This window comes from Streptomyces sp. NPDC094032 (genome assembly GCF_040303965.1).
Lineage (GTDB): Bacteria > Actinomycetota > Actinomycetes > Streptomycetales > Streptomycetaceae > Streptomyces.
Genome location: NZ_JBEOUE010000024.1, coordinates 22,953 through 35,187 on the forward strand (window position 1 = coordinate 22,953; position 12,235 = coordinate 35,187).

Here is a 12,235-nt window from a genome sequence, read left to right on the forward strand (position 1 = left end):
TCCCCACAGATACGAGTATTTGACTTACGGGTACAGAAGTAGGCCGAAAGGAAGGCGCCGCGGGAAGCGGCGCCGGATGTGTGGCGCGGGGCGGGTCCTAGATGGACGCCAGTGCCGCGTCGACGACCCGTCTGAGCTGGGTGTCGTCCTCGGCGGTCTTCGCCAGGACCCGCATGCCGATGACCGTGGCGAGCAGCCAGGAGGCCACGGCGGCCGCGTCCCGCCCGGCGTCGATCTCGCCGGCCCGCTGCCCGGCCTCGACCGTCGCCCGGAACGCGCCCTCGGTACGGGCGAACATCCCACGGACTGTCTCGGTCGTCCCGGCGTCCGAAGGGGCCGACTCGGCGGCGGTGTTGACCGCCATGCAGCCGCGCCGGTCCTCGTCGCCCAGGTCGAGCTCCACCAGGGCCTCCAGCGCGCCGCGCAGCCGGTCCTTCGCGGAGCCGGGGTGGTCGAGCAGCGCCTCCAGCCACGCGGCCTGCGAGTCGCGGTAGCGGGCGAGCGCCCGCTCGAACAGGGCGTGCTTGCTGCCGAAGGCGTTGTACAGACTGCCCTTGCCGATGCCGATCTCGTCCACGAGATCCTGCGGCGTCGTCCCCGCGTACCCCTTGCGCCAGAACACGCCCATCGCGCGCTCCACCGCCACGTCCGGATCGAACTGCTTCGGTCTGCCCATGGGGCGAAGGTAGCACTATTCTGTACCTGTGGGTCAAGTAAGAATGACGGGGGCGGCCCCGGCGAGGTACGAAGTCCCTGTGAACGAAGAGACCCCTGAGGCGACCGTCCGCGTGTTCATCGCGCTCGCCCCGCCCGACGACGCGAAGGACCAGCTGGAGCGGGAGCTGCTGCCCGCCTACGAGGCGTACCCCCGCATGCGCTGGAACCGCATCGAGGACTGGCACATCACCCTCGCCTTCCTCGGGGAGCTCCCCGTCACGGCCGTACCGCCCCTGCGGCGCCCGCTCGCGGAACTCGCGGCGGCCCGCGGCCCGCTGCGGCTCGCCCTGCGCGGCGGCGGCCACTTCGACGAGCGGGTCCTGTGGAGCGGCATCGACGGCGACCTGGAGGGGCTGCACCGACTGGCGGGGGACGTGCGCGCCGTGGTGAGGGAGTGCGGCATCCCCTACGAGGGGCGCCCCCTGCGCCCCCACCTGACCCTCGCCCGGGCCCGCCGCGACGACCCGTCGAGCGTGGTCGAGACGGCCGCCGCCCTCGCGGGTTTCCAGGGCCGCGCCTGGCACACCGACCGTCTCCACCTGGTCGGCAGCAACTTCGGGCGCGGACCGGGGCCGATCCGCTACCGGGACATCGAAGCCTGGCCACTGGGCTGTGGATACTGATGTGCGATTGTCGGACGCCCGTGATAGTCACTACTCCACCGGGCGGGTGATCGATGACCTGCCCGTTCGATCATGGCAAGGGGTGGGGACATGGCGTTGCTCCGTGACTGGGGGCTCACGCTGGGGAAATGGGCCGGCCGGCCCGGTGTGAAGGTGCAGCGGGACTCCGGTGACCCCGATGTCCAGCGGGTACGCGATGCCGCCGAGGCCGGGGACTGGGCGGCGGTGCGTGCCGTGCTGGAGGCCCGGCCCGAGAGCGAGGACCGGACGGAGCTCCTGTGGGCCGTCGGTGACACCGCGGGGGTGGAGCGGTGGATCGCGCCCGTGCTCGAAGCGGAGCCGGACGCCCCGCTGCCGCTGCTCGTGGCGGGCATCCGGCACATCAGCTGGGGCTGGGAGGCCCGGACCGACGCCCTGGCCAAGCACGTGTCCCGCGAGCAGTTCGACGTGTTCCACGCGCGGCTGCGCACGGCCGAGCAGTGGCTGTACGAGGTCGCCGAGCGCGAGCCCGGCTGGTCCTCGCCCTGGTACGGCCTCCAGATCACCGGCCGCGGGCTCGAAGTCGGGCCGGCCACCGCGCGCCGCCGCTTCGAGGCGACGGTGCGGCGCGCCCCGCACCACCTGGGCGCCCACCAGCAGCAGTTGCAGCAGGTGTGCGCCAAGTGGAGCGGATCGCACGACGAGATGCACGCCTTCGCGCGGACGGCGGCTCTCGGGGCGCCCGGCGGCACGCTGCTCGGGCAGCTTGTCCCGTACGCGCACATCGAGCACTGGCTCGCCCTCGACAGCGGGGCGGACGCCGCCTACATACGCCGGCCCGAGGTGGCCGCGTCCCTGCGGGAGGCCGCCGACCACTCGTACCGGCACCCGGACTTCCAGCGCGGGCGGGGCTGGCTCCAGCTGGTCAACACCTTCGCCATGGCCTTCTCGCTGGCAGGGGAACGTAACGGAGCACGCGAGTGCTTCGAGGCGGCCGACGGGCGGGTCACCGAGTCGCCCTGGTACTACCTCGACGGCGACGACCCGGCCGCGGCCTACCGGAAGATGCGTTCCGTAGCCGGGCGCTGACCTCCGGCCGAGCACCGCCCGTCCGCCGGGCCGGGCCGGCGCCGCTTCTGGACCACTTGTCCGTGGCTTCGGCCTGTGACGCGGTGGCCCAATGGGCGAGCGGCCCAGCGGCCGATCGGCGCCGAGCGACCCGACCGGCCCGGTGCCGCGCAAGCCGTTCCGGTGCCGACCGACCGACCTGACCGACCGGGCCGACCGGGCCGGCGACTCGGCCGACCCGACCGGCCCCCACCGCGGCCCCGCGCCCGAGCGACCGACGAGACCGACGCGACCGTGACCGTACGCCGCCCATCTCCCGGGCCCCGGCCCCGCCCCGTACCCCCGCCTACTCTCCCGCCCTCCCGCCCGCCCCGCCCTCCCGCGCGGGCGCGCCCAGCGAAGGACTTCGAGCGTTGTCCCCTTCCGGTTCCGGTTCCGAGACCGCACACACCTTCCAGGTCGACCTGCGCGGCCTGGTCGACCTGCTCTCCCACCACCTCTACTCCAGCCCCCGCGTCTACCTGCGCGAGCTGCTCCAGAACGCCGTCGACGCCATCACCGCCCGGCAGGCGCTCGACCCCGCCGCGCCCGGCACCATCACCGTGCGCACCGGCGACACCCTGACCGTCACGGACACCGGCGTCGGCCTGACCGAGGCCGATGTCCACAGATTCCTCGCCACCATCGGGCGCAGCTCCAAGCGGACCCCCGACGGCGCCCTCGACGGGGCCGGGCTCGACGCCGCGCGCGGGGAGTTCATCGGGCAGTTCGGCATCGGCCTGCTCGCCTGTTTCGTCGTCGCCGACGAGATCACGGTGCACACCAGGTCCGCGGCCGACCCGTCCGCGCCCGCCGTCGAATGGCGCGGCCACTCCGACGGCCGCTACACCATCCGCACGCTGCCCGCCTCCGCCGTGCCCGAGCCCGGCACCACCGTGCGGCTCGTCCCGCGCGCCGACAACGCGGAGTGGACGAGCCCCGAACGCGTCGTCGACCTGGCCCGGCACTACGGCGGGCTGCTGCGGCACGAGGTCACCGTCGTCGGACCGCGCGGCGAGGCCCACCGGGTCAACGAGACGCCGCCGTGGGACCGTACCCACCGCTCCCCGCTGGCCCGCCGCGAAGCGCTCGCCGAGTACGGCCGCACCCTCTTCGGCTTCACCCCGCTCGACACCATCGATCTCGACCTCCCGGCGGCGGGCCTGCGCGGTGTCGCCTACGTCCTGCCCACCGCCGTGAGCCCGGCCGAGCGCGCCGGCCACCGCGTCCACCTCAAGGGCATGCTGCTCACCGACCAGGCGCCCGAACTGCTGCCGGACTGGGCGTTCTTCGTCCGCTGCGTCGTCGACACCACCAGCCTGCGGCCCACCGCCTCCCGGGAAGCGCTGTACGAGGACGGCACGCTGTCCGCCGTACGCGACGCCCTCGGCGACCGGATCCGTGACTGGCTCACCGGGCTCGCCGCCAGCGACCCGGCCCTGCTGCACCGGTTCATCGACACCCACCACCTCGCCGTCAAGGCCCTCGCCCGTTACGACGACGAGCTGCTCCGCATCGTGCTGCCGTGGCTGCCGTTCGAGACCACCGACGGCAACGTCACCCTGGAGGAGTTCGCGCGGACCCACCCGACCCTCCTGGTCACCCGGAGCGTCGAGGAGTTCCGCCAGGTCGCCCCGATCGCCTCGGCCGCAGGCCTGGGCGTCGTCAACGGCGGCTACACCTACGACCGCGACCTGGTGCACCGGCTGCCCGAGATCCGGCCCGGCACGACGGTCACCGACCTCGACCCGGCCACGGTCACCGCCCACCTCGACGCCGTGGACCCGACCGCCGAACTGCGCGCGGCGGCCTTCCTCGCCGTCGCCCGGGAGACCGTCGGTGTCCACGACTGCGACGTCGTCCTGCGCGACTTCCAGCCCGTCACCGCCCCCGCGCTGCTCCTCGACAACCGCGAGGCCCGCCACGAGCGGACCCGCTCGAACCTCGCGGCCGAGAGCGACGGACTGTGGGCCGACATCCTCGGCTCCCTGCGCCACGAGACGCCCCGCGCGCAGCTCGTCCTGAACCACCTCAACCCGCTGGTCCGGCAGGCGATCACGATCGCCGAGCGCGGCCTCGCCGTCACCACCGCCGAGGCCCTCTACGGCCAGGCCCTGCTGCTCAGCCGCCGCCCCCTGAAGGCGAGCGAGAGCGCCCTGCTCAACCGGGCGTTCATCGGGCTGCTCACCCACGCCATGCACCACCCCGGCACGGACGCCCCCGGCACCGAGCCCCGGAAGGAGATCTAGATGCTGGACACGCCCGAGGCCGTGCTCGAAGCGCTGCGCGAGAACCACGACCGCCCCCACGGGCTCCACCGCACCGTCACCGCGGAGGAGCTCGTCGAGGCCGCCGAGCCGTTCGACAAGCCCGACGTGCTCGTCACCGCCCTCCTGGAGCTGATGACGGCGTACGAGTACACCGGCGAACACCGCAAGTCGCCCGTCGCCTTCGCCCGGCTGCTCCAGCTGTGGGACACCGCGCCCGAGTCCTTCAGCCAGTGGGAGGCCCACCAGGTCTTCTGGCGCTTCAAGTGGGTGACCACCTCCCTCCTCCAGGTCCCCGAGGTGCCGCTGGCCACCGTGCACGGCTGGATCGACCGGATGCGCTCCCGCTACGAGGCGGCCGAGCACGGCATGCAGCCGGTGGCGGCCATGCGCTACCACGTGGCCGAACACACCGGCACCGGCGTCGCCGACGCGTACGACCTGTGGGCGACCCGGAGCCGTACGGAGCTGAGCGACTGCGAGGCCTGCGAGACCCGGCACTTCGCCTGGCACCAGGTGCTGGAGGGCGACGACGAGAGCGCCCTCGACACCTGGGCGCCCGTCCTCGCCGGTGCGCAGGAGTGCAGCGACGAACCGCAGGCGAGCCAGGCCCGCGCCCTGCTCCCGATGCTGCGCGAGGGCCGCGCCGACGAGGCCCGCTCGCATCACCTCACCGGATACCGGAAGGTCCGCGGCAACACCGGCATGCAGGAGGAGGTCGGCCTCCACCTGGAGTTCTGCGCCCTGTCGCGCAACGAGGGCCGCGGCCTGGAGATCCTCGCCGAGAACCGCCCCCTGTTCGAGGCGACCGGCGCCCCGCTCGCCCACCTCGGCTTCCTCACCGGTGTGGAGATGCTGCTCGCCCCGCTGGTCGAGGACGGTCACGCCGGGACCCCGGTGGCCGGACCGCCCGGCCGGAACTGGACGGCGGGCGAACTCCTCGGCCACGTCCGCTCCGAGGCCGGCGCGCTGGCGTCGGCCTTCGACGGGCGCAACGGCACCACGGCCGTCGGCGGCCTGCGCGCCCGGCGCCTCGCCCAGCGGCCCCCGGTCGACGAGCCGCTGCCGCTGGGCCTGCGGGCGCCCGCCGCCCGTGGCCCGGTGGCGACCACCCCGGCCCCCAAGGCCGTCGTCGCGGCGCTTCCGGAGGACTTCCTCGCCCTCGTGGGCGAGGCGCGCCGCCTGGAGCGCGAAGGCCACCCCACCGCGGACCGGCTGTGGACCGCTGTCGAGGAGCGACTCGCCGACGGCAGCGCCACGCACGACGACCGGCTCGGCCCGGAGGACCTGCTGCGCGCGGAGCTCGCCGATCAGAAGGCCTCCCAGCTCGGCACGGCCGACCACAACGACGAGGCCGTCGCGGAGATGGAGCGGGCCGCCGAGCTGTTCGAGCGCGTCGGCATGCCCTGGCACGCGCTGTCCGCCCGGGCACGCGCCGTGGCGTGGGGGACCGGCCCCGAGGAGGCCGAGGCGAACAGGGACGCGGTACGGGCCCGCCTCGACGGGTTCCTGCGCGACGCGGAACGCCTCATGACCGAGGCTCCGCTCTCCGGCGAGACGCCCGGCGCGGGGGAGACGGCCTCCGGGGCAGACGTGGGCGAGCAGCGTGCCCGTGAGTACCTCATCGTGCTGAACGCCAGCGCGTTCGGCGCCTACTGCGACGCCGCGCGCCGACTGCCGGAGCCGCCCGACGCCGCCCTGGAGCGGTTCGAGGAGCGCGCCCAGGCCCTCGTGGCGGAGGCGGAGCGCCTGTCCGTCCTCCACCAGCGGGCCAACGCGCGCCAGTACTTCGCGGACCTGTACGGCCGACGCGGCGATCTCGCCCGGGCCGAGTCGGAACTGCGGGCGGCCCTGGAGGACATCGAGACCTCCGGGCGCCCCTGGCGCGGCTCGCGTCCGCGGGCCCTGCTCGCCCAGTTCCTCATGGCCAAGGGCGAGCCGGCCGAAGCGGTGGAGCTGCTGCACCAGGCCATCGCCGACGCCGTACGACACGACGACACCACCTTCCCGCTGGCCCCCACGTACGCCCTGCTCGGGCACGCCGTCTCCCACCTCGGCGACTCCACGGGCGCCGTGCGCCACCTGTCCGAGGCCGCCGCGCGCTACGACCAGGAGAACGAGCACACCCAGGCCACCGAGACCCGGCTCCAGCTCGCCGACGTCCTCACGGAAAGCGGCCGGCAGGCCGACGCCGTCGCCGTGCTCGAATCCGTCCTGTCCGACGGGACGGCGTCCGACCTCGACGACCGCGCCCTCGCACAGGCGCGCCTCAACCTGGCGCGCGGGCTGCGGGAGCTGGAGGAGTACCTGGCCGCGGCCACGGAGTTCCTGCGCCTTGCGGACCTCGTGGCGGCGTGGGAGGAGGACCGGCACCTCCACACGCTGGTCGCCGCGGAAGCCGCCACCACCCTGGCCATGGCCGACCGCTGGGACCAGGCGGCCACGGCGTACCAGCGGGCCCTGACGGCGCACGCCGAGGCGCCGAACCCGCCCCTGATCACCGACATGATGCGGGAGTTCGCCCGCCTGACGATGATCGCCAGGGAGTCCGAGGGCGTCGAGGCGGCCCTGGACCACCTGGCCCAGGCCGACGCCGTCATCGCCGCCACCCTGGCGGAGGCGGACGGGGACTTCCCCGGCTGGTACGAGAAGGGCGCCGTCCACTACCGCCGCGCCCTCGTCCTCACCGGGGCGCAGCGCTTCCCGGAGGCCCTGACCGAGGCGGAAGCCGCCATCGCCTCCCACGAACAGGGCGGGGAGCGCGGTGAGATGCCGCGCGCCGAGGCCGTCCGCGTCGCCGCCCTGATCGAGGGCAACGGCCTGGAGCGGCTCAACGACGCCATCACCCGCCTCACGACCGCCGCGGCCCGCTGCCGCGACGCGGGCCTCGACGAGGCGGCGCACATCCTCGACGCGCTGCGGCAGGAATTCCTGGCGCGCTAGCGGAAGGGCGGCCCGACGCGACAGGCGAGCGGGCCGCCCTCACGTCGCGGCGACTCCGCCGAGCGCCGCGACGGCGAGTCGTACGGCCCGGTCGGCGACGGCGTCGTAGTCGGCGCCGGCCTCCAGAGCGGTCGTCGCCGCGTTGACGAACCCCTGGAGGAGGCGCGCGGTCATCAGGGGCGCGTCGTCGCCGAGGTCCCGCAGGGCCGCGACGAGCGGGTCGAGGAGCGCCCGGTGCGCCTCGTCCGCGCCCGCGCGCAGGGCGGCGGCCTCCTGGTCGTCGGCGGTGGCACGGGCGATACGGTGCTCGCCGTCGCGGACCATCTCCAACTGGGCGGTCACATAGGCGGCGACCCGTTCCTGGGGGGAGTCGCCCGCGGCGGCGAGCGCGGCATGGATCCGCTCGGTCCAGCGCGGCGCCGCCTCCCGCACCACCTCGGTCAGCAGGTGCTGCCGGTCCGGGAAGTACTTGTAGACGCTGTTCCGGGCCAGCCCCGTACGACGGGCCACGGCCGCGAACGTCACCCGCGACGCGTCCCCCTCGGCGAGCAGCTCCCGCGCGGCGTCGAGCAGGGCGGCACGCTGCTGGGCGCGGTGGTCGGCGACCGTGGCAGCGTCGATCTTGGGCACGGGGCCAGTCTAGGCCTGTCACCGTCACCTCCGACGAGCGGCCCGCGACGGTGGCGCTCGCCGGGGACGTGGCGGGGCGGCGGATCCTGTTCTCGTCGTGGAGGTGCCGGAGCAGCGGCCCAGCGGCCCGGACGGCCGAGGCTGTGCCGGGTCAGAACCAGTGCAGGCAGTGTGGCGCCCGGTCGGAGTGGAAGAGGGTGTCGGCGCGGGCGGGTGCGTCCGCGTGGTGGGACCGGATGCGTCCGGCGCGGACGAGGGTGCTCGGGGTGGTGCCGCCGAGGTAGATCGCGCCCAGGTCGTCCACGTCCAGGGACAGGTCGGGCTCGCGGTCCGTCGGGACGCAGTCGGCCCTGCCGTCGCGCACGGTCAGCAGGTGGCGGCCGTGCTCGCCGAGGAACGGGTCGGTGACGTCGAGGACGAGCTCGCCGTCGGCGGACCAGCCGCGCGCGGTCAGCGCGCGGGGGACGTCCAGGAGCCGGACCCACAGCCAGTCGGTCTCCTCGCTGAGCCGGCCCGCGCGGAAGTCCGCGAGCCGCCATCGCAGCGGGTGCTCGTCCGGGAGGTGCTTGAAGACGACCTGGTCGACCAGGTCGTGGCCGAGCACGAACCGGGCCAGCGCCGTGAAGACGGCGTCGTCGTCGGCGATGGTCTCGTCGACCGTCAGGGTGTTCGCCTCGCCGATCGAGTAGCTCGCGTACCCGTCGGGGACACCGGCCGCGTCCCGGTGGACGGCGACGTAACGCGGCGTCCGGGAGATCGGCGGCTGCCCCGCGCCCAGGGCCCACCAGCGGGGCGGACGGGACAGCGCGCCGGGCTGCGCGCGCCGGTAGCGGTCGTAGACGGCCTCAAGGACGTCCCCGCACTCGGCACGGCGCAGGACCTCGACCGAGCCGGTGTCCTCCGCCGCCACGCCCGCCCGCCGCGGGGCGAAGGCCGCCCGGTGGCGCGCCACCGTCAGCCGTCGTGTGTACGTCGCGGGGCCGTAGCCGAACCGGCCGTAGATCGTGGCCTCCGAGGCCAGCAGCACGGAGAGGAACTCCCCTCGGGCGCGCAGCTCGGTGAGCTGATGCCGCATCATCGCGCTGAGCACGCCCCGGCGCCGATGCGAGGGAAGCACGCCGACGGCGGTCACCCCGGCGGCGGGGGCGAGGGCCCCGCCGGGCAGCGTGAGTTCGAAGGCGTACGTGCCGGCGGTGCCGACCGGGCGTCCGTCCGCCGCCAGGGCGAGCAGGCACCGGTCCATGTCCAGCGCGGCCCACCAGACCCCGCCGCCGTCCTCGGCCGGGGTTTCCGGGAAGCGCCCGAACGCGGCGTGGAGGGTGTCGACGAAGACCTCGTGGTCCTGGGCGGTCGTGGGACGGATGCGCATCGCTGCTGCTGCCTCTCCGGGACGCCTGCGGGGCAGGCCCTGGGCGCCACGGACCGCGGTGCCCCGGCACAGTGCACCGTCGCCCGGCGGGAAGATCAACCGATTTACGGCCGAGGCTATGTGTCCGGCCGCCCTCGCTCCTCGCTCGCTCACCCCCCACCTTAGGGACGCACCGTCGCCATCATCTATCTTAGGGACGCCTTGTCCCTATCTTCATCCCGGACTTCTGGAGGGAACCCGTGTTCCTCGCCCTGTTGGAACTGAAAGCGGCCCGGGGCCGCTTCCTGCTCATGGGCAGCGTGGTCGTACTCGTCGCCGCGCTCGTCGGCATCGTGTCCGGCTTCACCACCGGCCTGGGCGACGACACCGTCTCGGCCCTGCGCAGACTCCCCGCCACCCACATCGCCTTCGCGGCCGGCTCGGACTCCGACCAGTTCGCCCGCGGGCTGATCGACGCCCCCGCCGCCGACGGCTGGCGGAAGGAGAAGGCCGCCGAGGCCACCCCGCTCGGCGTCTCGATCACCCGGGGCACCACGAACCGGGGCGCCGAGGTCGACCTCGCCGCGTTCGGCGTCGAACCCGGCGCCTTCACCGACCCGGGCGCCGACGACGGCACACCCCTGGACCCGGCCGAACCCCTCGGCGTCGTCGTCTCCCGCCAGCTCGTCACCGAAGGCGTACGGATCGGCGACACCCTCGTCGTCGACCGCCTCGGGATCCGCCTGACCGTGGTCGGCGCGACGGGCCGCTCCTCGTACGGGCACGTCCCCGTCGCGTACGTCACGACGGACACCTGGCGCCGGATCCGCTTCACGGCCCCCGGCGCACAGGCGGCCCCCGCCGACCTCCCGCGCCAGTACAGCGCGATGGCCCTCCGGCTCTCCGAGGACGCGGACGGCACGACGCTCGCCGCGGCCGACCGCCGCCACGACACCGCGACCGTCCCGCTGGAGAAGGCCTTCGCGGCGGCCCCCGGCTACGAGGGCGAACGCCTGACCATGACCTCGATCCAGACCTTCCTCTTCCTCATCGCCCCGCTCGTCGTCGGCGCCTTCTTCGCCGTGTGGACCGTCCAGCGCACCCCCGAACTCGCCCTGCTGCGGGCCATGGGCGCCTCCCGGCGCCGCCTGCTCGGCCACACCCTCGGCCAGGCCGCCGTGGTCGTCGCCACCGGCACCGCGGCCGGCGCGGTCCTCGCCTCCGCCGTCGGCCTGCTCGTCGGCGAACAGGTGCCCTTCAGCCTCCCCGCGAGCACCCTCGCCACCACCATGGCCGCCGTGGCCCTGGTCGGCCTCGCGGGCTCCGCCCTCACCCTGCGACGCGTGACCACCGTCGACCCGATGACCATGCTGGGAGCCGCCCGATGAGTCTCCACCTCCACGACATCACCGTCACCCTGGGCCGGGGCGACTCCCGCACCACCGCCCTGAGCGGCGTCACCACGTCCTTCGGGCCCGGCGTCCTCACCGCGCTCGTCGGGCCCTCCGGCTCCGGCAAGTCCACCCTCCTCGCCGTCGCGGGCGCCCTGCTGCGCCCGGACCGCGGCCAGGTCCTCCTGAACGGCACCGACCTCGCCGCCCTCACCGACCGGGAACGCGCGCGGGCCCGCCGCGAACGCGTCGGCTACATGTTCCAGAGCGGCAACCTGCTCGCCGGACTCACCGCCGAGGAGCAGCTCCTCGCCGCGGCCTCCCTCGCGGGCCTCCCGCCCCGCACGCTCCGCGCCAGAACCCGCGAACTCCTCACCGAAGTGGGCCTCGCGCACCGCCTGGCGCACCGCCCCGACCAGCTCTCCGGCGGCGAGCGCCAGCGCGTCGCCCTCGCCCGCGCCCTCCTGCTCGAACCGGAGCTCCTCCTCGTCGACGAACCCACCGCCGCCGTCGACCGCACCCGCGCGGAGGACCTCACCACCCTGATCGCCCGCACCACCCGTCAGTACGGCTGCGTCACCGTCGTCGCCACCCACGACCCGGTCGTCACCGCCGCGGCGGACACCGTCCTCGACATGCCGGACCACGCGGCACCGGCCGCGACGCCCGCCTGATCCCGCGCAGGGCCGGCCGCGCGGCGGCGCGACCGGCCCTGCGCGGACCCGTGTCAGTAGGCGGCGAGCCCGCGGACGCCGGTGCTGTCGAACAGCAGCCAGAACTTGGTGCCGTCCTTGACGTCGGAGGCGGCCACCGTCCAGGTGTTGGCGGGCACCGGACGCCATTCGTTGCAGTAGTAGCCGCCGCTGGACGGGGCGAAGCAGGTCCTGACGCCGTCCTCCGTGGTCAGCTTGACGTTGATGTCGTTGCAGTTGGACGTGGTGTACGTGTAGCTGCCGCCGGGCCAATGCCCGTTGTCGTCGGTGCTGTTGATGGCCCTGGCGCTTCCGTAGCAGGACGTGGCCTGAGCGGACGCCGTGGGCGCGGGAGCGAGCAGGAGCCCGGCGGCGGCGGTGGCCGCCACCGCGAATGCCGTCGTCCTTCGTCTGTTCATGAGCCCTCCCCGGTAGTGCGCAGAGGGTTCTGCGCCGCTGGACGTCGCACAGGATGGCAGGAGAGGCGTGCGGCGGACAGGGTTCCGGCGCCGGAACTGGCCGACGCCCGGCCGCCACG

10 protein-coding genes are annotated in these 12,235 nt (G+C 74.5%); 6 read left to right on the plus strand and 4 right to left on the minus strand.

What is annotated here, in order from left to right; genetic code table 11:
• Window positions 1-97: 97 nt before the first annotated feature.
• A complete protein-coding gene (locus tag ABTZ54_RS27835; RefSeq protein ID WP_351668217.1) occupies window positions 98-676 on the minus strand; it encodes a TetR/AcrR family transcriptional regulator in 579 nt (192 codons plus the stop codon).
• A 43-nt stretch (window positions 677-719) separates the two neighbouring features.
• Here ABTZ54_RS27835 and thpR point away from each other — a divergent pair, with 43 nt between their 5' ends.
• The 4 genes from thpR (at window position 720) to ABTZ54_RS27855 (ending at window position 7,636) form a co-directional block, all read left to right on the plus strand.
• On the plus strand, window positions 720-1,340 hold the full coding sequence (thpR, locus tag ABTZ54_RS27840; protein ID WP_502997327.1) for an RNA 2',3'-cyclic phosphodiesterase: 621 nt from the start codon (window positions 720-722) through the stop codon (window positions 1,338-1,340).
• Between the two features lie 90 nt (window positions 1,341-1,430).
• The gene (locus ABTZ54_RS27845; RefSeq protein WP_351668221.1) at window positions 1,431-2,408 is read left to right on the plus strand and encodes a hypothetical protein; all 978 of its coding nucleotides are present in this window, start codon (window positions 1,431-1,433) and stop codon (window positions 2,406-2,408) included.
• 392 nt (window positions 2,409-2,800) lie between these two features.
• Entirely contained in the window at window positions 2,801-4,675 is a 1,875-nt protein-coding gene (locus ABTZ54_RS27850; RefSeq protein ID WP_351668223.1) for an HSP90 family protein, read from the plus strand.
• Window positions 4,676-7,636: a tetratricopeptide repeat protein gene (locus ABTZ54_RS27855; RefSeq protein ID WP_351668225.1), complete on the plus strand. Its 2,961-nt coding sequence runs from the start codon at window positions 4,676-4,678 to the stop codon at window positions 7,634-7,636.
• Between the two features lie 39 nt (window positions 7,637-7,675).
• Here the strand turns inward: ABTZ54_RS27855 and ABTZ54_RS27860 are convergent, their stop codons facing one another.
• Together ABTZ54_RS27860 and ABTZ54_RS27865 are read right to left on the minus strand one after the other, a co-directional pair.
• Window positions 7,676-8,266 (minus strand): TetR/AcrR family transcriptional regulator, encoded by a 591-nt coding sequence (locus ABTZ54_RS27860; RefSeq protein ID WP_351668227.1) that lies wholly within the window; start codon window positions 8,264-8,266, stop codon window positions 7,676-7,678.
• A gap of 151 nt (window positions 8,267-8,417) precedes the next feature.
• Window positions 8,418-9,635, minus strand: a complete 1,218-nt coding sequence (locus ABTZ54_RS27865) for a GNAT family N-acetyltransferase (RefSeq protein WP_351668229.1) — start codon at window positions 9,633-9,635, stop codon at window positions 8,418-8,420.
• A gap of 239 nt (window positions 9,636-9,874) precedes the next feature.
• Here ABTZ54_RS27865 and ABTZ54_RS27870 point away from each other — a divergent pair, with 239 nt between their 5' ends.
• Window positions 9,875-11,002, plus strand: coding sequence for an ABC transporter permease (locus tag ABTZ54_RS27870; protein WP_351668231.1), 1,128 nt, complete (start codon window positions 9,875-9,877; stop codon window positions 11,000-11,002).
• A complete protein-coding gene (locus ABTZ54_RS27875) occupies window positions 10,999-11,679 on the plus strand; it encodes an ABC transporter ATP-binding protein (RefSeq protein WP_351668233.1) in 681 nt (226 codons plus the stop codon). The genes ABTZ54_RS27870 and ABTZ54_RS27875 overlap by 4 nt, the downstream gene beginning before the upstream one ends.
• Window positions 11,680-11,732: 53 nt before the next feature.
• Here the strand turns inward: ABTZ54_RS27875 and ABTZ54_RS27880 are convergent, their stop codons facing one another.
• Window positions 11,733-12,116, minus strand: a complete 384-nt coding sequence (locus ABTZ54_RS27880) for a hypothetical protein (RefSeq protein ID WP_351668235.1) — start codon at window positions 12,114-12,116, stop codon at window positions 11,733-11,735.
• Window positions 12,117-12,235 lie beyond the last annotated feature (119 nt).

What these genes read in the sequence shown, in the direction of transcription:
- ABTZ54_RS27835 (WP_351668217.1), bottom strand. Translation starts at nt 676, where the DNA reads ATGGGCAGACCGAAGCAGTTCGATCCGGACGTGGCGGTGGAGCGCGCG.
- thpR (WP_502997327.1), top strand. Translation starts at nt 720, where the DNA reads ATGACGGGGGCGGCCCCGGCGAGGTACGAAGTCCCTGTGAACGAAGAG.
- ABTZ54_RS27845 (WP_351668221.1), top strand. Translation starts at nt 1,431, where the DNA reads ATGGCGTTGCTCCGTGACTGGGGGCTCACGCTGGGGAAATGGGCCGGC.
- ABTZ54_RS27855 (WP_351668225.1), top strand. Translation starts at nt 4,676, where the DNA reads ATGCTGGACACGCCCGAGGCCGTGCTCGAAGCGCTGCGCGAGAACCAC.
- ABTZ54_RS27865 (WP_351668229.1), bottom strand. Translation starts at nt 9,635, where the DNA reads ATGCGCATCCGTCCCACGACCGCCCAGGACCACGAGGTCTTCGTCGAC.
- ABTZ54_RS27875 (WP_351668233.1), top strand. Translation starts at nt 10,999, where the DNA reads ATGAGTCTCCACCTCCACGACATCACCGTCACCCTGGGCCGGGGCGAC.
- ABTZ54_RS27880 (WP_351668235.1), bottom strand. Translation starts at nt 12,116, where the DNA reads ATGAACAGACGAAGGACGACGGCATTCGCGGTGGCGGCCACCGCCGCC.